15 protein-coding genes are annotated in these 22,184 nt (G+C 41.1%); 3 read left to right on the forward strand and 12 right to left on the reverse strand.

The window, feature by feature from the left end; genetic code table 11:
* Positions 1–91: 91 nt before the first annotated feature.
* The 7 genes from LVD16_RS17420 to LVD16_RS17450 form a co-directional block, all read right to left on the reverse strand.
* The gene (locus LVD16_RS17420) at positions 92–1,039 is read right to left on the reverse strand and encodes a BT_3987 domain-containing protein (protein WP_233769555.1); all 948 of its coding nucleotides are present in this window, start codon (positions 1,037–1,039) and stop codon (positions 92–94) included.
* 21 nt (positions 1,040–1,060) lie between these two features.
* Positions 1,061–2,818, reverse strand: a complete 1,758-nt coding sequence (locus LVD16_RS17425) for a RagB/SusD family nutrient uptake outer membrane protein (protein WP_233769556.1) — start codon at positions 2,816–2,818, stop codon at positions 1,061–1,063.
* 12 nt (positions 2,819–2,830) lie between these two features.
* Positions 2,831–6,193, reverse strand: a complete 3,363-nt coding sequence (locus LVD16_RS17430) for a TonB-dependent receptor (protein ID WP_233769557.1) — start codon at positions 6,191–6,193, stop codon at positions 2,831–2,833.
* A 328-nt stretch (positions 6,194–6,521) separates the two neighbouring features.
* On the reverse strand, positions 6,522–10,106 hold the full coding sequence (locus LVD16_RS17435) for a glycoside hydrolase family 2 TIM barrel-domain containing protein (RefSeq protein WP_233769558.1): 3,585 nt from the start codon (positions 10,104–10,106) through the stop codon (positions 6,522–6,524).
* A gap of 128 nt (positions 10,107–10,234) precedes the next feature.
* Positions 10,235–10,984: a FecR family protein gene (locus LVD16_RS17440; RefSeq protein WP_233769559.1), complete on the reverse strand. Its 750-nt coding sequence runs from the start codon at positions 10,982–10,984 to the stop codon at positions 10,235–10,237.
* Positions 10,944–11,288 carry a hypothetical protein gene (locus tag LVD16_RS17445; RefSeq protein WP_233769560.1) on the reverse strand — a complete coding sequence of 115 codons (345 nt, stop codon included), beginning with the start codon at positions 11,286–11,288 and terminating at the stop codon, positions 10,944–10,946. The genes LVD16_RS17440 and LVD16_RS17445 overlap by 41 nt, the downstream gene beginning before the upstream one ends.
* A gap of 140 nt (positions 11,289–11,428) precedes the next feature.
* Positions 11,429–12,025 carry an RNA polymerase sigma factor gene (locus LVD16_RS17450; protein ID WP_233769561.1) on the reverse strand — a complete coding sequence of 199 codons (597 nt, stop codon included), beginning with the start codon at positions 12,023–12,025 and terminating at the stop codon, positions 11,429–11,431.
* 313 nt (positions 12,026–12,338) lie between these two features.
* Here LVD16_RS17450 and LVD16_RS17455 point away from each other — a divergent pair, with 313 nt between their 5' ends.
* From LVD16_RS17455 to LVD16_RS17465, 3 genes are all read left to right on the forward strand, one after another.
* A complete protein-coding gene (locus LVD16_RS17455; RefSeq protein ID WP_233769562.1) occupies positions 12,339–12,620 on the forward strand; it encodes a hypothetical protein in 282 nt (93 codons plus the stop codon).
* Positions 12,621–12,732: 112 nt separating this feature from the next.
* Complete coding sequence (locus tag LVD16_RS17460) at positions 12,733–14,262, forward strand: family 43 glycosylhydrolase (protein WP_233769563.1); 1,530 nt, start codon at positions 12,733–12,735, stop codon at positions 14,260–14,262.
* Between the two features lie 42 nt (positions 14,263–14,304).
* A complete protein-coding gene (locus LVD16_RS17465) occupies positions 14,305–14,619 on the forward strand; it encodes a DUF3817 domain-containing protein (RefSeq protein ID WP_233769564.1) in 315 nt (104 codons plus the stop codon).
* A gap of 97 nt (positions 14,620–14,716) precedes the next feature.
* Here LVD16_RS17465 and LVD16_RS17470 read toward each other — a convergent pair whose 3' ends face one another.
* The 5 genes from LVD16_RS17470 to LVD16_RS17490 form a co-directional block, all read right to left on the reverse strand.
* Positions 14,717–15,019: a hypothetical protein gene (locus LVD16_RS17470; RefSeq protein ID WP_233769565.1), complete on the reverse strand. Its 303-nt coding sequence runs from the start codon at positions 15,017–15,019 to the stop codon at positions 14,717–14,719.
* A 93-nt stretch (positions 15,020–15,112) separates the two neighbouring features.
* A complete protein-coding gene (locus LVD16_RS17475; protein WP_233769566.1) occupies positions 15,113–15,745 on the reverse strand; it encodes a response regulator in 633 nt (210 codons plus the stop codon).
* Positions 15,742–17,433 (reverse strand): sensor histidine kinase, encoded by a 1,692-nt coding sequence (locus LVD16_RS17480; protein WP_233769567.1) that lies wholly within the window; start codon positions 17,431–17,433, stop codon positions 15,742–15,744. Before LVD16_RS17480 ends, LVD16_RS17475 begins: the two co-directional genes overlap by 4 nt.
* Positions 17,434–17,504: 71 nt before the next feature.
* Positions 17,505–17,885 carry a putative signal transducing protein gene (locus tag LVD16_RS17485; RefSeq protein WP_233769568.1) on the reverse strand — a complete coding sequence of 127 codons (381 nt, stop codon included), beginning with the start codon at positions 17,883–17,885 and terminating at the stop codon, positions 17,505–17,507.
* 169 nt (positions 17,886–18,054) lie between these two features.
* Positions 18,055–21,891 carry a carbohydrate-binding protein gene (locus tag LVD16_RS17490; protein WP_233769569.1) on the reverse strand — a complete coding sequence of 1,279 codons (3,837 nt, stop codon included), beginning with the start codon at positions 21,889–21,891 and terminating at the stop codon, positions 18,055–18,057.
* Positions 21,892–22,184: the final 293 nt, after the last annotated feature.

Below are 22,184 nucleotides of genomic sequence, written 5' to 3' on the forward strand. Positions count from 1 at the left end.
CATCATAGGTTGTGTTTATTAACTGATTATGAATTACTTGTAATGCAGACCGAGCGCCTACCCGCCCGATCCGCTCTTACATGTTTAACTTTTAGAAAGCATATATCTCAGCCATGTGCGTATAGCCAGCATTGTACGATGAATTCACCGTAACCTTAAAGTACCTGGCGGGCTTGTTAAATCCTGTGGTAAAGAACACTCGCTGCAGGTCTGAGGTATTCTCCAGGGTGTAGCTACCTCCTTCTGTCCAGGTATCACCATCCTCACTAATCTCCACCACTATCTCTTTGGGTTTACCTGAGTTATCACTTTGTCTGGTAAGGATAGATAATCCATGCAAAGTGTATATCTCCGCCATATCCAGTATAAACCAGTGTGGTGGTGGTGCTTCGCCTCCGCTCCACTTGCTATGCCAGAAGGTGTTTTCATTACCATCAATGGTGCTGGAAACCAGGCCGCCATTGGCTCCCTCGGCAGGTTCTTCAGTAGAGAGTGAAACTACCTGCCAGGCATCTCGAGGTATCAATGGCTCATACTTCAAGATAAAATAGGCCGTTTGTAAATCAGTGTTTAGCGTTACTCCTTCACTCACATTAGTAATCTGAGCAGCCATCATGTACTCTTCAAAAGGAATCATATCTCCTTCTTGGGTGCTGATGGTAACATCAATCAGGGAGGAAGATACTTCACCCGAAAGAATCTTTACCTCATTACCACTGACCTCATAGGCTTCATGCGGAAGTATGGGATAAGAAGTGCCGTTGGCGCTGTTATAGTCAGCCACCAGCTGGTCATCTATATCGATATTGATCATCACATCCCCAGACGGGTAATCCATACCGCCATAAGTTGCTCCTAAAGTCAGGTGCTCGGGTTTATCCGAAATGCCATACGTATACTTTCTGGCACCGCCTTCGGCCTGTGCCATGTACACTTTAGAATAGCTATCAACCTTTTCATTTCCAGGTATGTCTACATCAGGATCACAGGCAAAAACCAAAACTGATGCTACAATGATATAAGCTGTTATATTTTTCATGTTAGTCTCGATTTTAAGTAATTACCAGCCTGGATTTTGAACAATAAGCTTTCCTCTATCCAGTTCATATTGAGTGATAGGAAACCAATAATAGGCTTTTCTAAACACCCTTTCCTGGGCCACTACTCTGGTGTAGAAAGCATCACCACTAGCGAATACATCCATACCGTGCATATCATGGCCAATGTACTGCTCGGCTTTTTTCCACCTTCTGATGTCGAACCACCGGAGGTACTCAAAGGCCAATTCAATCCTTCTTTCCCTCCAGATAGCATCTCTCATCGCATCCTGCCCTACCGGGGCAGGAATATCTTCACCATACAATGGCACACCGGCTCTCTCTCTGATCATGTTCACATAGGTGAGAATGTCAGGATTACCAGGGTTATATTCATTTAAGGCTTCCGCATAATTCAGGTAGATCTCACCCAATCTCATTAGCACCAATGGCCTGTTAAACACCTCACCGGTGCCACCGCTACCAGAGTTGGTAAATGGACTCACGTTCTTTCTTACCAGATAACCTGTTCTACTCCAGTCTGTTACGTGACCTGTAGCCGAGTTAGGACCTGTTACCTCAAAGTTGATAGGCGTAGGGTCTTTAAGTGTACCGCCATCCCATAAAGCATTGTTATAAGTAATAGATGCATAGAAGCGCGGCTCACGATTGACGTACATGTTATAGATACCATCAGTAAAACCTGATTCAGAATAGAGTGGTGATGGGTTGGCAAAGCTGGTACCCGAGATAGGTAATCCATCTTCCATAAGATAGGCATCTACCATTTCCTGGGAAGGTGCCATACCGTTCCAACCACCAGCCTGTCTGGGGTTTGAGTGCACATCTTCAGAGGTCAGGCTGTTATCTTTTCTGGCAAAGATGGTCTCATCATTCCAGGGCTCTAACAGTACACCTCTATAGGATTCTATCGGATCATTTTCAGGATCCTTATAAAGTAGATATAAGTTGAGATCCATTACCGCCTTAGCCGCATTAGCTGCCAATTGCCATTTGTTTTCATCATAGCTCTGGCTTATGAGCGGTGTACCATCCTGATTTTTAAAGTTGGCCAAATCTGTATTACCATTGTACAAAGGACTGGCTGCATATAGCAATACTCTAGATTTGAAAGCCAGGGCTGCTCCTCTTGTAGCTCTACCATAATTTATGCTTGTAGGTACCAGAGGCAATGCTTTCGCCGCTTCATCAAACTCACTGACCACATAGGCAACGCATTCATCAAAGGGAGTCCTGGCTATCTGAAGCTCCGAGGCGGGTACATCCACAGGAAGCACATCCTCTCCCACTATTACTACCGGCCCATACTGGCGCATGAGCATGAAATAAAAATAGGCCCTTAAGAATCTGGCCTCAGCTTTATACTGAGGAATGAGATCTGGGCTTACCCTTTGCATTTCTGCATTATCATCTATGTGATTGATAAAATAGGTGGCAGCACGAATACCATCATAATAAGCACCCCAGAATGAAAACGGACTGCTGGCGGCATCCCACCTGCCAATGTTTATTTGGTAAGTAGGATATTTAGCCCATGACACCACCATTTCATCAGAATTAGAAGTCCATGGGTTAGTTTCATGCTGGTTAGCATCATCTCTGATGTAGGTATAGACATTAGCTAGATACTGCTCCGTAGTGGCTTTCTTTTGGAAAACCTCTTCTATGGTTTGTCTATCGCTAGGCACCTGATCCAGGTAATCATCACAGCTGGTCAGGACTACAATTATGATTAGAAATATATATAATGAATTTTTCATTCGTCTCTTCATTTAAAATCTACAATCAATTCCGAAACTGATGGTCTTTATAAGGGGATAAGAAGCTCCTCGTCCATCACCCAGCTCCACATCCCAAAGCTTGAACTTACTGAATGTGACCAAGTTATATCCTATACAATAAAGCCTTAGGTTATCCAGCCCGATTTTGTCGAACCATTCGCTTTGAGGAAAAGTATAGCTTACTTCCACGTTCTGCAGTCTTAAATAACCACCATTTCTTACCCACCAGGTGCTGCCGTCATAGTTCATGTTGTTTACACCATCACTAAGTCTTGGGTAGAAGGCATTCGGGTTAGGATCTTCCTCTGTCCAGCGGTTATCTATGTTGGCCAGCAAGTTTCCTCTGGTACCCACGCCCTGCTGGAATGGAATAATACCTTCACCATTCAACATAATGTCTACATTGCTAATGCCTTTGAAGAAAGCGCCAATGGCAAATCCTTTATAGGCAATAGAAGTACCAAAACCATAAGCTATCTCAGGGAAAGCTCCATATCCAATAGGTGCCTGATCATAAGAATCTATCACACCATCAGCATTAAGATCTTTAAACTTGATATCTCCTGGCTTCACCGTACCTGTTTGTCTTGGGCTGTTGGCTATCTCCTCTTCGCTTTCAAAAAGACCTAAGGCAATATAACCGAATCTTTGTCCCAGCTTACGGCCAATTCTCTGCTGCCATGGGTAAGGCCATTCGGCATTGGCATCATTTACCACGGTGGCTCTGTTCCAGGTGAAGTTACCTCTGAAGCTCACATCAAAACTGCGCCCCAGGTGCTTATTATAGGTCAATGTACCGTCTACACCTTTATTGAAAACCTCTCCCAAATTACCTGTGGGTTGGTTTCTAACGCCAGCGTAGTCGGGTACATCTCCTCGCAACAAGTAAATGTCTGATCTAATATCTCTAAAAAAGTCTACGGTCAGGGCCAGATCACCATTCAGGGTGTTCAGCTCTACCCCAAGATTACTCTTCGTGGATGTTTCCCACTGCACATTAGCAGCATAGTATTCTATGTCCAGCCCGCCAAAGCGATTGTCCTGGTTTCTACCAAAAACATAATCAGCTCCGGTGCCATTTACCGTAGAAAGGTAAGCGAATCGCTGACCAGATGCGGTAAGTGCTGCATTACCTACTACTCCGTGAGAAAGCCTTATTTTTAAGAACTGAATATACTTATCTAGCGCACCAAAGAATTTCTCATTAGAAGCTACCCAACCAATACCTACAGAAGGGAAAAAGCCATATCTGTTTTCCGGGGCAAAGGCTTCAGATCCGTTATACCCGAAGTTGGCTTCTAATAAATAGCGCTCATCATAGGCATAAGTACCTCTACCAGCTATACCATGGAAACGATAAGGAATAGAGGTAGTAAAATCTCCTGCAAAGGCATCCACTCTATCCGTTTGGTTATAAAGGATTAGTCCACCTACCTCATGTTTACCAAAGGCATGGTTATAATTTAGTGAAGCTTCAAAATATTTTTGTCGCTGCCCACCATTGCTTCTTGCATAACCTAACACGTTGGTACCTACCACAACAGGTGCATCTCCTTCGTAGATCAGGTTTCCTTCTGAGTCTCTGCCCACGGCAAGCCATCTATCTACAGATTTTGTTCTGCTGATTTGGTGTGTGTTATTATTATCGAAAGAAAACATGGCCGTAGCTGAAAGACCATCTACAAAATGGCTCAGGTCCTGAGTAACCCTGATATTAGACCAAATCTGACTTTTAGTCTCGGCCACATAACCCGATTGCGTAAGCAGGTTGTATGGGTTATTGATGTCACCAGTTCTTTGCTGCGCGATCTTCCCATCAGAATACTTAGGCGGGTGCACCACCGGAGGCAAAGTATAGGCTGATGCGAAAATAGCTCCTGAAGAAACGCCAGGGTAATTACCATCTGAAATATAGCCTGAAGCTCCAAAGTTCACCTTGGTAGAGTTAGTAAGATCAAGTGTGAGGTTGGAGGTGAAGTTATATCTGGTGAAACCTATTGACGATGTGTACTGGTCTAGCTCTTCACTTTTAAAAAGGCCTTTTTCATCATAATAACCTACAGATAAGTAATAAGTAGCCTTGTCTGATCCGCCATCTACATTAAAGTTAATCCTTCTGTTTTGGCCGCGATCATCCAGTATCTCATCAAACCAGTCAACATTTGGGTAAAGATCCGGATCTGACTGATCGATGGTAGCCTGAATGGTCTCTTCAGAATAGTATGGTGGCATGTTTGGGTTAGTATTATGCCTGGCCTCATTGGCTACACGCATATACTCCACGCCATCTACAAATTGGGGCAACTTAGTAAATTGGGTGATACCCTGATTGTACTGAAAGTTCAGTTTCGGCTTAGAGTTAGATCCTTTCTTGGTATTAATTAGGATTACACCATTACCACCACGCACACCATAAATAGCCGTGGCCGATGCATCTTTTAATATACTGAAGCTTTCAATATCTTCAGGGTCAATATTATTGAAAGACCGCTCCACACCATCCACCAAAATCAAAGGATTACTGGCTGACTGAGCGAAGCTACTTATACCTCTGATGAATATCTGTGAATTATCGTAACCAGGCTCCCCAGACCGCTGCACACCTACTATACCGGCGATACGCCCAGTAATAGCGTTGCTCAGGTTAGCCACTGGTTGTTGTTGTAAATCAGCCACTTTAATGGATGATTGTGATCCTACTGAGGTGATCTTCTTTTGCTCACCGTAACCAACTACCACCACTTCCTCAAGCGACTGAATATCAGCCTTTAATGGCACATTGATTACGCTTCTACCGTTCACAGGAACCTCTTGTGTAAGGTATCCGATAAAGCTCAGAACAAGCACACTGTTTTCTTCCTTCAGTTGTAATGAATATTCACCATTAGCATCAGTAGAAGTACCGGTAGTGGTACCTTTTACGATGATGTTCACCCCAGGTAAAGGTGTGCCATCAGCCTCATCCGTTACCTGTCCTGAAATCTTTAAAGCGGCTTGTTGTTTAATTTTTCTAGATAGAATAATGTGGGTTTTATCTATCTCATAAGCAATGTCAAGAGGTTCTAAAATACTATCTAATACCTGCTTCAAGCTTTTGTCTACCGCATGAATGGTGACTTTATGTTTTGAAATAAGCTGACTTTGGTAAAGAAATGTAGATCCTGTTTGCTTCTCTATCAATGATAAAACATCGCTGAGGTTGGCGTTTTTGACATCGATATTGATTTTGTCATCCTGAATATTACCGGCTTTAGTAAGGGAAGCCGAAGAATAAGTAAAAACTATAAGTAACTGTAAAATAAGGACATACGAGAGGTATTTTACATATTTTTTGAATAGTAATCGTTTTTCCATAATGTAAGGGCTTTTGGTAAATAATTGAGAGATGTCTTGGTCTAATTGGTAGCAAGACTCCCGAGCCACTATGGCTTACAGTGAGTAATTAACGTGTGGTGTGTGTTCATTTTAAGTAAGTTTAGTGTGTTTGTGTATTTAAATTGCAATCGATTGCTGGGTTCATCTTATAGTAAACCCATGTGAATGAGTTAGTTCCAAAAGGAATTTTGACTCATTTAATTATATAGAGCAGGATAATTCGGTTTTAACTCACTTTAATTAAAAAAAATTAAAATAAAATTAACGGCCGTTGTTATCCTGCTCTGAACTATTAAGAAATGGTAAACTAATTACTTGATGAATAGCTTTTAGACTCCGCTGACAGTGGAGCTATCCTAAAGCTGAATTGGTTTTGATCTGAAACGGGCAGCTCATATTTCTGCATGGGACCAGGGCCACAGCTGGCATTACCCAAACCGCGCTGCATATAATCTAATGATAATACAGTTTCTGATTTTTTAATGTCTGGTAATAGATATTGATGTCCCACTTCCCACAGGTCTTTATCATAAAAATGTAAAGCGCTGAAGTTCAGTCTGCCGCTAGTGCTGATACTGATACCTCCTTTTTTACCCTGGATATTGAGCCATCTTACATCATCTCTGTTCCCCATGGTCTGGCTTCTCACATAGTCCTCTTCCATACCTGTGACAGTATTGGAATAGATACCATAATAAGTTGATGCTTTTCTATCGGCATAATTTTCATGCGGACCACGACCATACCATTGTACATTCTCTAAACCAGGAGCCAGGGAAATGGCCAAACCTAACCTTGGAATATGTAATCCGTCATTGGTATTATCAATATTGGCATTTACTTCCACCACACCTGAAGGATGGACGATATAATTGATGCTGTATGGAATCACGCTCCTACGGCCGTCACCTATGTTGGCAATAAAAGAGGAGTTAACCACGATATTGCCACCACTCTTGCTCGTGCTGAAATTGCTCAGTTCTATTTGAGGTTCTATGTAGTTTCTTCTGTCATTATTAATGCTTCGGTACCAGTTTAAGCTGAAACCTTTGCCTTCATAGATCATCTCCTGGCCTTCTATCACCATGGAGTTTAGCATACCGGTAGTTTTATTAAATACCAATCTGATGTCATCTCCAGATACAGTTATATGTCCATTTTCATCTAACATTTTTAATGGCGTGGTATCAGCATCATTAATCTGCGCCAGCTGTGGTCTTGAGCTCATAGAGATTTGCTCAGAAGCCACCACATGACCTTTATCTGCCCACACCTGATCTTCATTCAGGGCAAAATAGATGTTAAGAAAGTACTCTTTATTTTCTGCTAACTCTTTATTAAATGGAATCTTTATTGATTTGCTTTCTCCCGGTTTCAGGTTTAGGCCTGCCATTTTTCCCTGAGCCACATTCTTGCCATTTTCTAATAAAACCCATTGAATATCAAACTGATCCAGGTTGATAAAGGCATAGCTGTTCTTGATTTTCAGCTTCCCTGTCCTGGCATCTTCAGCTTCAATTTTGATATACTGATAAACTTGCTTTACCTCTAAAAGCTTTGGTGTAACCTTTCTATCAGGTGTAACTATACCGTTGAGACAGAAGTCATTGTCGTTCGGCTTATCACCAAAGTCGCCGCCATAGAGAAACTCATCTTCCGGGCCACCATATTTCATTAATCCCTGATCTACCCAATCCCAAATACAGCCGCCAATGGTCTTTTTACTGTGATTTTCGATATAATCCCAATATTCCGGTAAGTTACCAATACCATTACCCATGGCGTGGGCATATTCACACAGGAAGAATGGCTGATCATTATCATCCTTATCTGTAGCTATCATGCTCTCCACAGAAGGGTACATACGGGAGTAAAGATCTGCAGCATCATTCTTACCTTCATAGTGCACAGGTCTGCTGCTGTCTTCTGCTTTAATGGCGCTGTAAACTTTGTTGAAGTTATCTCCATTACCACACTCATTACCCATAGACCAAAAGATAATGGCAGGCCTATTCACATGCTCTTTTACATTTCTTATGTTTCTATCTACATAAGCAGGTATCCAGCTTGTCTTTCGGCTTAGAGAATTGTTTCCGTGGGTTTCCAAATCAGCCTCTGACATTACATATAAGCCATAATAATCATACAGCGCATACATTTTTACATCATTAGGATAATGACTAGTACGCACGGTGTTTACGTTGTGCGTTTTCATGAGCTCAATATCTTCAATCATGGAAGAAACTGGAATGGCTTTTCCGAAGACAGGATGCGTATCATGTCGGTTGACACCCTTAAAGAACACAGGTTGACCATTTACATAAACTCGCTTATTCTTAATCTCTATTTTTCTAAAGCCAAATTTTTCAGAGATCACTTCCGTAACCTGACCACTTTTATCTTTTAGGCTAAGTATCACAGTGTATAAAACCGGTGTTTCGGCACTCCATAACGCTGGTTGATTGACTAGCTCTGACAGAGAAACGTCTAATTTCTGTCCTTTTTTCACGGTACTGATGCTGGCTTCTTTAGAAAACATATCTTTACCAGAAGGGTCGATAACTGTTACCTGTAGCTGACCTGATTTCCAGGTCTTACCCTTGTTTTCAATGGTTGTGATAAGCTTTAAAGTTGATTTGCTGAAATCATCTCCATTAAATGATGTGGTAATTCTATAATCCTGGATGTGAGCATTCGGAACAGCGTAAATGGCTACATCTCTGTGAATCCCACTTAGTCTGAACATATCCTGATCTTCCAGATAGCTACCATCGCTCCAGCGATATACTTCTACAGCCACAGTATTTTTCCCAGCCTTAATTTCTTTTGTTACATCAAACTCTGCTATGTTATTAGCGCCCTGGCTGTAACCTACTTTTTTACCGTTTACCCATACGTACATAGCGCTATACACACCATCGAACCTCAAGTACAATGTTTTGTCAGCCCAGTCTTCAGGTATATTAAATTCTCTGCGATATGAGCCTACGGGATTGGGTTCTTTTTCATTAGTATAACCTGGTTCCGGTTTTATAAATGGAGGGTCATTCTTATGAGGATAAGTAATGTTAGTATAGATAGGTGTACCATAACCCTTCATTTCCCAGTTGGACGGCACTGCAATATCATCCCAGCCAGAAACATCAAAATCTTCCTCGTAGAAGTCTGTAGGTCTTTCACTTGGTTGCTTCACCCAATGAAACTTCCAGTCACCATTTAGCAGTTGATAAAGCGAAGACTCTGTTCTCTCCCATGGTTTGTTATAAGTAGGATCTTTTTTTAATTCCGCTACGCTATTAAAGGGAATGTAAGGTACATGTGCCTCCTCTTTGTTTACTCCGAAGATTTCTTCATTTTCCCATTCAAACTCCCCTACTCTTTTTTCGATTTTTATCTTGGCTTTGGTTTCTGAGATGGTCCAGTACTGAGATTTGTCATTGGCATCAGGAGCCACTTGAAATAAAACTTTTTCTCCATCAACTTCGCGAATAGCCAGATTTAAATTACTAGCTCTGGAAGTGATAGTGTAGCCGTTATTATTACCAGATTTGATCTGCCACTGCTGATTAGTATTGAAATCATTTCTATCCCATAGAACTACAGCATTACCTCTCCTGTCGGTTTGGTTGGCATTATCTATACTTTTAAAACTTACGGGGCTAGTCATGGAATAATAGCCGTTTCCTAATGATGAAAACGTCCATACCTGCCCTGAGCTTTTAATATCCTCCTCGGCCAGGTACAGATGGTCGTTATTCTGACCTGAACCCTTTGTATCTATCACCATATTTCCCTCACCAGTAATTTTATAATAAATTCCGGTTTGGAAACTCTGCGCTGATGCTATCCCTGGCAATAAGGCCAAAAGGATAAGCAGTAATCTATTCTTCATGGTTAAGTGATTTATTTATGTATTTCATTATCAACATGATAATAGTTCATAGCTGCTTGTAAAAAGATATAGCTTTATCACCATAGCATGAGCTACGAATCTATTCAACAGTAATATTTTCGTTCTTTTTATTGACAGCCTTCACCAGAAATGATGACGTGAGCGTCCAGGATTTCATATTTGGCGTTCAGCCCTTTACAAATGAGCCTCAGCTTGTCATAAAACTCAGTATTATCCAGCTTGGTAGTAAGCCTACACTGAGACATGACCTCTCTGTCAAAGATGATATCAATACCATAGGCCCTTTCAAGCTTTTGAAATATCTCAGCCACTGGCTTATCTTCAAAAGTAAAGGCTCCTGGCTTAGCATTTCTTAGCACCGGCTCGGACACTAGCTGCTTAGTTATTTTTCTATTCTTTTTAGAATATGTGATTTGCTGGTTTCTGGTAATCAAAACACCTTTAAGCTGTTCTGAAGGATCTTCCTTTTGTTTCTTATGTTCCACCTTGGTAGCCACTGATACCTTACCAGTTTTCACAGAAACAACAATATCCTTCTTGTTTTCAAAAGCCTGCACGTTAAAACTAGTGCCCAGTACCTTGGTAACAATATCTTCAGAATAGACCGAAAATGGCTTTTGTGGGTTTCTTTTCACCTGAAAAAAGGCTTCTCCATATAAATGTACTTCTCTACTTTCAGCGGAGAAAGTTTCAGGATATTCCAGAGAAGAATGTGGCTTTAGCGTAACTATGCTACCATCAGCTAAAACCAGCTTATGAGGCTTATTACTTTCGTTTTTATATGATAGCAAATCACCACCTGCTGGCGATTGGAAGTTAAAGTAGTAGATACCCACCACTGAAACCACAAGCAGCATTAAAATACCGATAGTAATTCCGGACCTCTTCCACCTGCTCTTCAATTCCTTTTTTTTTACACGCCTGTACACTTCCATCTATCCTTCCCCATAAATCTCTATTCTTTACCGGGCTCAGAATATACTTCTCATCATTTTCTACCGCACGAATCATGCTTATGGCCTCATTCACCGCTTCTTCCTGTGACGGGTGTTCCATCAACCAGGCTTGCCAGGCGCTATCATTGGCTCCTGTCTCCACCCAGAGGATAAAATCTTCATCCATGGCGAAATCTACGGCAGTATATTCTGAATAATCCTTCATCTAAATGTTATGTGTGTATAAATCCTTTTTATGGATTTATAACTAAGAGTAATTAGTTTGGTTTTTAACTCACCAAATAAAAATAATTCTTGAAAAATTAATGGTTAAGATCTTATAATGCTGGTAATGAGGCAAATGGATTAACTAAAGAAATGAAAAAAGAAGCATATTGAGATGGCAAGACGTGCATACTTCCTCAGTTTTTCTAGTCCCCGCTGTATAAGATTACGAACAGATTGCTCATTCACCTCCATGAGAGATCCAATGTCTTCGTAACTCATCTTATCATAAAACTTAAGAATGATGGCTTCATACTGTCTTGGCGACAAATTATTGAGGTGTGAACGTAGCTTTCTGGTCTGCTCATCCACCGTGTCTCTTTCTATCACTCTATCTTCATGAGAACCGATCAGCAGCTGTAAGTCGGCATCCCATTTAGCATCGAAAGGAAGGAAGTTATTCTTTTGTACCGTTTTACTAATTTTTCTTCGTAGCGAAGTATATAAGTAAGCACGGGTGTGCATAATAGGAGAAAGATTTTTACGATAGTTCCATATATCAAGGAATAAGTCATGGATGGAATCTTCCACCAACTGCGCGTTTTGGAAGATCTTATTGCCATAGTTATAAAGGGCATCTACATGCTCATTATATAGGCATTCCAAAGCTTTCACATCCCCGGATTTGATCTTGTTCCAGAGTTCTATCTCGATGGTATTTTGCTGACTAGTTTTCAAAAGAAAAATTATTACCCGTGAAATATACGTTAATTATTATAAACCGCAATCGATTCCTGTCTTATTTATAATAAATTACCATACTAATATGGGTCTTAAGCATTAATATTTCACCTATTCATTCACCTGTGGTGGTGGATCAACAAACCGCATCAGATGCGCGATAAAGAGAAAAATAGTAACAATATAAGATTGCTTATATCTTAGCGAATATCCGACTGAAGTTGGTCAAGAAAAAAAACTGATTTTGTCAGGTTTTGGAAATTTTGGTTATCAAAAAAGGCTTTTTTTTTCTATCTTCAAACCTCAATCTATGACCTATTCCAGAAGCAAAATGGATAATTTAAAGCGCTATATTAATACACTTTTTTCATCTACTTGTGAACTGAAATCCAAACTCACTACAATCCTTCTTTACACTGAAGACATGGATCTTTCGGATGATGAGAAGAAAGAGATTTTTGAAATTTCTCAAAAGGTGAAAGAAAAGAGTAACGAAATAATAGATTTAGAAAAACGATATTATCGAATCTTAAATAAGCAAAACTTAAATGTTGACTTTTTCGATTCGTTTGATTTAAATCATCGTTCCTGAAACAATAGGCTTTGGTTAAGGTCAAAGCTTTTTTTAGGCAACTTAAACTAAATCGATTTATTTTAGAATTTAATAAGATTTTTGATAGATTTAATCAACCATTTTATCAATCATGAATCTTAAAAATCTTCTATTTAGTTTAGTCACTCTGGCTATACTCACCCAGTGCACCACAAATGAAACACCTGGGCACAGCGTAATTACTCAAAAACAAGTGATAGCCGGAGAACTCCCAGATCCTTCTATTATTGAAGTGGACGGCACATATTACGCTACAGGGTCTTCTAATGACTGGGCTCCGATCTATCCCATTTACAAATCTACGGATCTTGAAAACTGGTCATTCCTTACCTATGTTTTTCAGGAAGCGCCTGCCTGGACCATTAATAGCTATTGGGCTCCAGAGTTGTATTATGACAATGGCACTTTCTATTGCTACTACACCGCCAGAAGAACCGATGGCACCTCTTGCATAGGAGTAGCCAGCACTAAGAATATTGAAAAAGGCTTTACAGACCATGGTGTAGTGGTAGACTGGGGCAGCGAGGCCATCGATGCTTTTGTTTATAAGGAAGGAGATACTAAATACATAACCTGGAAGGCATACGGTTTGAATCCTGATAAGCCTATTCAAATCCTTGGCGCTCCACTATCCGCTGACGGCCTTTCACTGAACGGTGAAGCTTTCGAAGTAATTACTGCTGACACCTCTTTGTGGGAAGAAGGCGGTTCTGAAGGTCAATGCATTTTAAAGAAAGGTGATTATCTCTACTTACTCTATTCAGGCAATGCCTGCTGTGGTGGCCTTTGTGACTATCAGGTAGGTGTAGCCAGGGCCAAATCCATGAAAGGACCATGGGAAAAGTATGAGAGCAATCCGATTTTAAAAGGCAATGAAACCTGGAAATGCCCGGGTCATGGTACAGCACTGCAAACTAATGATTCCTGGTATTATCTTTATCATTCCTACCATGAGGAAGGCTTCCCATATCTCGGCAGAACAGTGCTTTTGAGCGAGTTACTTTGGGATGAAGATTCACAATGGCCTTATTTTGAAGTGGATTCTACTAATATCATAAAAGACATGACTGCCACCAATTTCTCTGATGATTTTGAAGGCGATCAGCTAAATCCTCTCTGGAGATTTAATGTTTCTTCTTCGTATTCCGCTACCCTTGAGAATGGTAAACTGCAATTATCAGCGGATAGCGCTCAGGCTAATGCCATCATATTTTTAGGTGTGAATCCTGATGTGGCCGATTTCACCATTTCTACCACCGTAGAAAAACAAGAAAACATTTTAAAAGGACTTTGCATCTATGCCACACCTGGTAGCAGTATTGGCGCTGGCATTAGAGGAGACTCAATTATCCTTTGGTCTGTGGAAAATGGTAACTTTCAAATGCTCAATTCAGTAGTGGCAGATGTTAATGAGCCTCTATCATTAAAAGCAAAGGTTGTTGAAGGGCACCTGGCGCAGTTTTCATATCATGATAGCGCTGGAAATTGGCAACTTATTAATGAGGAAGAGGTGAATGGAAAACAGCTGGCATGGTGGTCATGGGGAATCAAAGCGGGTGTATTTTATCAGGGAACTGAAGGTGCGGCCACCTTCGATCGTTTTTCTGTAGAATACGAGTAGACTGAAGCTTTTGGTCTATCTTCACACAAATTTTGTAAAAGCATGGACCAAAACACCCCTGATAATCTTAAATTGGTAAAATCATTCACTGTGATAGCTATACTAGAGGCTATCTCTTATGTGGCTTTACTTTTTATAGCAATGCCCATCAGACATTTCTTTGGAATAAAGGAGGCCGTTAAATACACCGGTTGGGCTCATGGCATTCTGTTTATAATTTATGTCTCGGTGCTAATTATGTGTTGGATTAAATACCATTGGAGCTTTATCAGAGTGATTCTGTTCTTTGTAGCTTCCCTCCTGCCCATTGTCCCTTTCATAGTGGAGAAGAGGTTGAAGAAGGAATACGGGTTATAGATATAGATTTTTATACAAGAGGCTACCTCAAAAGTTTAGATCAGTTTAATCTTATCAGCAACTTTGAGATAGCCTATTTTTAAATCAACCTCACTTTTCAGTCTTTCTTTTTCCAGGGCTTATAATTCTTGGCTTTAGGTCCCATTAACCTGGGCTTCTCGCTGGTTTTTATTTGGGTAGTAGTAGCATTATCATTTCTCTCAGCTACTGACATGTTCTTAGCCTCAGGCCCTTGCACGGTCACCTTACTTACAGTCACCACCTCTTTAGGCTCGGCACCATACTTCCACACTTTATAATTTTTAGCCTCCGGACCTTGTAGCTCATTCCTCGATTGTGCCTGTACTGACTGACTCAATCCTACCAGCACCATGGCGCACACTACAGTTAAATATTTCATATCGTTTAGTCTTTTTCTAATTATACGACTGCTCGATATGAGGCCCGTTCAGTAAAATTTTGTAAATGATAATCAGTATTAATACGGATGGCTTTATATCAAACCATGTTGATTGGCCTTGGTGATCATCTCTGCACTGTTCTGTACACCCAGTTTCCGCATGATATTTACACGATGAGTTTCAATGGTCCTGGAGCTCACATAGAGTTGGTGAGCTATTTCTTTAGTGGTTTGCCCCTGAGCAACAAGCTTTAACACTTCCAGTTCACGCTCAGTGAGATTCATCTTAAGTTCGTCAGCATCAGCAATATTCGTGACCATAAGGTGTGATACTTCGGCATTAAAATACTTCTTACCAAGAGCCACGGTTCTAATGGCTTCTACCAGTTCTTTTTGATCCACACTTTTCAAAAGGTAGCCATAAGCACCGTTTTTCACTGCTTTCGTCACATATTGGCCTTCTGCATGCATGGTAATGACTACTCCTTTTATACTGGCATATTTCTCCCGTAACTCAGCCAGAATATCCAGTCCACTACCATCTGGAAGAGATATGTCAATAAGCACAATGTCAGGGTCTAAACCAGAGGAAAGCAGCTTCCACAGGTCGGTAGTATTGCTGGTCTCACCTACTATTTCAATGTCTTCGAATTGAGTAAGGATAGAGCGTAGACCATCACGGAATAACTTATGATCATCAGTAATTATTATCTGTATCTTTCTCATGTCAGAGGAATCTCTATCTCAATTATGGTGCCCTGTGTGTTGCTATTTAAATGCATAGTCCCCTTTAAAATAGCCACTCTGTCTTTAATATTTAACAAACCATGGCCGCTATACTTCTTATTAATATCAAAGCCATTACCGTTATCTTCTACATAAAAGGAAACATAATCATCAAACTGCGTTACGGAGAGCCTAATTTCTGTGGCTTGAGCGTGTTTAACAACATTGTTCAAAGTTTCCTGAGCAATGCGATAAAGAGCAACGCTTATATCATCAGGTATAGATAGTGCATCTGTAAGATCATCTTTATACTGTATTTTTATACCTGACATATTTTGTAAAAAGAGGGTTAAGTTGGCTATGGCTTCCCCCAGGCCAAAATCTTCTAATACGCTAGGCATTAGGTGGTTTGACATTCTTCGTACTTCTGTGATGGTTTGATCCAACAGAGTGAGCAACTCCGCTTCATTGCCTTCTGGTAGATAAAGAGATTGAATCCTCAATCTCATGCTGGTAAGTAATGGTCCCAGGCCATCATGCATTTCTTTGGCCAGTCTTGAACGTTCTATCTCCTGACCACGCACCAGTGAAAGCTGCTTTTCAATGGTAAGTTGCTCTTCTTTTTTATGGTAAAGCTTCAATTGATCTCTCATCTTAAGCAGTGAAGCTCCCAATTCATCTTCTTTACTCAGTGCGGTATATTCGGCATCGAAATTTCCTTCTCCAATAGTATGTGCAAACGTGATGGTTTGCTCCATAGCTTGAATAAGCTGTTCCAGAGCTTTATACATCAATCCGATCTCATCAGCACGATTCTTTTTATATAACGGCCTTTTCAATACACCTCTAGACATTCGCTCTAAGGTACCTTCCATCTTTAGAACCGGCCTAACGATGAGTTTAGCGGTAAAAAATGATATCACAAGCACTATTAATAAGGTAAATAGTAAGATGTAGATAATCCTGGATCTTAATTCTTTAATGGGCATTAGTGCTTCCTTAAGATCAATCTCACTAAGCAAAACCCAGTTGAGCCCATAAAGATCTATCGGTTCATAACTGCTGAAAACTTCTACATCTCTATAGTCATTAAAAATACCTTTGCCTGAAGTGCCTGCAAGCCCCTCAGCCACACCAGCAGTCTTCACTTCAATGGATAAAAATGAGCTATCAGAATAGAAACGTGACTGAGTGCGCAAGGTACTATCAGCAGCAACAATATAAGATTCTCCACTTTCTCCAAGGCCCGTCCGTTCTAATAAAATAGTTTGAATTTCAGGTACTTCTGTTATGCCAATTAAATATTCATCTCCCCTTTTAGTAGCATAAAGAAGGGTGATCACAGCTCTATCTGCTGTGGTTATATCCTTAATTATGGTCTGTCCCTCTATTGGTGAGTCATTGGCTATTGAATGACCCTCAAAAGTTTTAGGCCAATCAGAAAATTTTCTGACTAATTCAAACTCACTAGAAGTGATAGCAGCTGGGTACTTTTCTAAAGCTTCAGCACGTTCCTGCAAAACTTCTCTCACCTTCACCATCTTGAGTGTTTTTACAGATGACAATTGCAGAAAAACCCTGTCACGCAAAGCTGTATCAAACTGAAAATAAAAGAGCCCGGTAAGCACCAATACCACCGCCATACATAGCGTGAGTATTATAAGTGTAAGCTTACTGCGAATGCCCATATATCAGTTTTTATTTCCTTGAAGATAGAAAATATGGGTTTTGTGGCCGCATGATGAATCCATTATTAAGCTTATTTCTTAAACTCTTCACCACAGCGCCTGCAGATGTAATGGTTAAGCAGATTACCAATGGGTGCCACTAGAAAGAAACCTATAAAGATCAGATACAATTTAATCCACCACTTTTCTAACCTGTTTTTGATATTATCAGAGCCACAGTTAGGGCAATGAATCTTTTCCTCATTCAATTGGGCCAGCTCTCTGGATGCTTCAAGCTGATCATCAGGCACTAAAACCCTAACTCCGCCACCCAAAATATTAAAGGAATATGGTATAAGATTCGTGACATTCTCATTATGTAGAAAGCATGGTATTCCTTCACTTTCCAGCTTACTTCTTAGCAGGTTGGCATCTATAGAATTATCTAAGGTTGTAAGTACTACGAGTTTCATAGGAGCTTCTGTTGACTATTGCTATTCTAAAATAATATATCCTTGACAATCAACAAATTGAACTCCATTTTCATTCAAAATAAAAAGAGTGACTGCAAAGTAAATTTCCATGATTTAAGACTTTTACTTTTCAGTCACCCTCTTGCATTGATAGCTGGGTGATCAACTATCAGTTGTACTTAATTACTCTTACTCTTTCTTTACCATCATTGAAACTTACATAATAAACACCGGCAGGATAGCTCTTCACATCAATGCTTCTACCGTTACCACTAGTGAGCTCCTCTCCCATTACATTGTATAAGATCCATTCAGCACTTTTAGACAGTTTGAATTCGCCAACTGAAGGGTTTGGATAAACGATAATTCCATTGGCCGAGACATCCAAACCCACATTCTGAAATGTTCTTGCTGCTGCATTGGCCTGTGGTTCAATACGTAATTGATCTACATTAGGACCACTTGATCCAGCGGCAGTGAGTCTGATTGTATTGTTCCCAGCGATGAGCATGGTCTCTACTGAAACAGACTGCCAGGTGCTCCAACTCCCGGTAGCGGGAAAGTCAAAAACGCCCATCACATCTCCGTTGATTTGTACCTGCAGAGGTCTATTGCCCCCTTGCAAGGCATAGTCAAAATGTAAGGTAAATTGTTCATTGGCAGCAGACACGAAGGACCACTCTATATAATCATTATTGGCATTGATATAATCTACAAACCCAGAGCCATTATATCCGCTTTGATTATTTGCAACCACTGCACCTACAACAGTAGCATCTTCTGCCTGGAGCGTATTAGCTGTGCCCCCAGGATTGGTATCTTCTTCCGACGGATAAAAGTCAATATAATCGATATTAACATCATTGGTTTCAAATACCAGTCTCAGCTCAGAAATACCTTCATGCAAATGGATATCACCTACAGTAACTGTTTGCCAGTTTTGATAGCCAGCACTATTGGGGATAGATACCGAGCCAGAAATATTCTCTCCGTTTTGCTCCAGATGCAGCGTCTGTCCATCATAAGGCGTGCTCACTCTAAAGCTGAAATCATATTCATCATGTTGCACTACGTTTACTGTATATTCTAACCATTCACCGGCCTGCACCCAACCAATATTATAATTGCTGCCAGCCGCAGGTTGTATATCTACATCATCATCACGAAAGCTACCGCCAGCATTTCCGGCACTGAGATCATGATATGCAATGCCTTCACCATCAAGGTCATATTCTTCTGCTTCTACACGGCCTGGTATTTCTGCCGGAGATCCTCCAAATGGAGACTGAGCACTGTTACAATCTTCAAGAAGAACAGTAACAATTTTACTGTCAGACCCGGCCTGGTTGCTCACCTGCAGCTCAACTGTTTTAGTGGCAGGTGTAGAATAAACCACTGTGTGAGGTCCTGCACCTGTTGCGGTGGCAGGTGTAGCATCTGCACCAAAATTCCATGAATAGCTATCAATTTGACCTAAGGAAACTGAGGTGAAGGTAACAGGTGTACCTACACAAGTCTGCTGACTGCTGGCCTCAAAATCTGCCACCGGGGCACTACCAGAATCGCCATCATAAATAAACTCGAAGCTATTCAAATTAATATCATTGGCTTCGAAATAGATTTTGATGATATGGCTACCAGCGCTGAGAAAAACATCAGACACCGATGCTGTTTGCCATGACTGGAAACCACCGGTATTGGGCAAGGCCACATTTCCTGTAACATCATTATCATCCACTTCCACATGCAGTGACCTGTTATCATAAGGCGTGGCCATGCGGAAAGCTATAGAATAGCTACCCTCCTGATTTACATTAGTAGTATACTCAAGCCATTCGCCATCTACCACCCAGCCAATGTTATAGCCCCCCTCACTACAAGCTTCAGTACCTACACCGTCGCCCGTTCTGAAGGTGCCATCACCGCCACCGTTAATATCATAATAAGCCCCTACTCCCTCATCATATTTCTCGGCTTCTATAAGGCCAGGGATTTGGGCTACCACACCCTCGTAGGGCTGCTGACTTACATCAGATGAAGTATAAAAAGCGGTATAAGTAGCATCTACTGCAGGAGCTGTAAAGGTTTGATTGGCGGCTCCGCCATGTTCCCAATGATCGAAATCATAACGGACGTTACCAATAAACTGGGGTGTCGGCGCATTTAATACCTGTAAATTAGCATTGACCACAGCTTGCTGTACTTCTGGTGAGGTACCAGGCTTTTGGTTGAGCTCTATGGTTAAACCTTCGGGAACTGTGGTAGCCGTAATGGTGATCAGATTAGGATGTACATCCACAAAAGTAGTAGCTGAAAGTCCATCACTATCTGTAACGGTTAGTTTGAACCTATACCATATGTTAGGTGTTTTCTCACCCTGACTTGAAGCTATGAAATTACCAGACTTAACCCCCTGAGGACTTGCCCCTGGGTGGGAATGTCCTGCTCCCGGCACATCTTCATGAAAAAGATCAATACTCCATGAAAAGGCACTGGCGGGCAATACGCCATCTTCTACATCAGTAGCTGTGGCTTCAAAATATATATTATCTTCTGCATCCCACATCAGCGACGCCAGCGGAGCGATAATATCAATTTCAGGATGGTTATTAAATTCATTCACGGTGAGCACGGCATTGTTACTGGTAGCGCTGCCTACACTGTTACTCACTACAACTCGATAATTACCAGCATCTGATAAAGCCGCTGAAGAAATAGAATATGTGCTGCCAGTGGCCCCTGCTATGTCTTGGTTGTTATATTGCCACTGATAACTAATAGGCTCAGCACCAGATACATCTACACTAAAACTCACTGACTCCCCTTCTATAACAGACTGAGAAATCGGCTGATTGATGATCTCAGGTTCGGCCTCATCACCATATTTGAGCCTGATTAGGTTTCCATTATTACCATAATCACAGTAATAGATATAGCCATCATTCCCCAATATCATTCCTAAAGCCGTGCGGTGGGGTGAATTATAAAATGAGGTATAGCCAGGGTTGCTCTGTGTCCAATCGAAGTAGCGAATCTCATTTCTCAGATAATCCTTGAAGATAAACTTGTTATATAAAACTGCCGGATATCTGCTTACATCAGGGTTATAGATAAGACCGTTGGCAATGGCATTTCCTATGCTTCCGGTCTGAAAGGCAAAGGTAGGATTGATAAAAAGATCGGTTTCGGTCTGGTTGCCATCACCACCCTGCGGATGCCCCCAGGCATAATTAAATTGAGGTGAAGGATCAGTAATATCGTTGATCTCTTCCCAGGAGGTACCCACGTCCAAAACAAAAAGCTTATTAGCCTTCACATTAGGCACTAACCTGAAAGGATTTCTAAAACCAAGGGCCCAAATGCTTTGCTTCTGCACGCTGCCAGAACCATAAAAAGGATTGCCCGGAGCCGGCGACCCTGATTCTGTAACCCGTAGAATTTTACCTCTGTAAGTATCCAGGTTCTGAGAGTTACCACTATTCTGGCTGTCACCTACCGTGATGAACAAATAGCCATTAAAAAACTTGAGATCTCCACCATTATGAAAACCTCCCTGAATTGGATCTAAGGTCATAATCTGTTGTCGCCCCACTTCCTGATTGTTATTATCCAACTGAATACGTTCGATGATGTGCAGGTATTTATCACTGCGGGTGTAAAACACATACATATAGCCGTTACTCATAAAGTCAGGGTGCAGGGTAATGCCCAAAAGCCCCTGTTCGCTGTCAGTGGTAGTACTTACCGAAAACGCAGTTGAGGTCACTCCGCCCTGGTAAACCTTTACCGTTCCGGCTCGCTCAGCTATGAAGATTCTACCATCCGCAGCCTGAGCCAGGGAAAGACCTTCACGAATAGTAGTGCCAGGCGTTAAATTCTCTACGATATATTGTCCGTAAGATTGAAAAGTTGAGAAGCAGATAATAACTGATAAAGCTAAAATCCAGCGAACGTGGACCCATGACCAACCGTTGGCGGCCTTGCCCACATTGAGAGATGATATCATAATTTTAGGGTTTAGTTGAATGATTATAATGGTGAAAAACAGTATTTGTTCACGAGAACAGTAATGATTTTCCCACAGTTAATCATTTACAAGGTCACTAAAATTATAAGAAGGACACCCGGATATTCTTTGAAGCGACTTTTATGGCTTTGGATAGTAATGAGGTTTATTCTCCAACACTTATAAGTCTCCAAACTCATTCCGAAACGTCATTCCGGAATCATGTAGCGTAGCGAAATGATATCCGGAATCTTACTGTTCGGATACAGCGGCTGATCAGCAAGATTCCGGCT

Origin of the sequence: Fulvivirga ligni, from assembly GCF_021389935.1 — a bacterium.
Lineage (GTDB): Bacteria > Bacteroidota > Bacteroidia > Cytophagales > Cyclobacteriaceae > Fulvivirga > Fulvivirga ligni.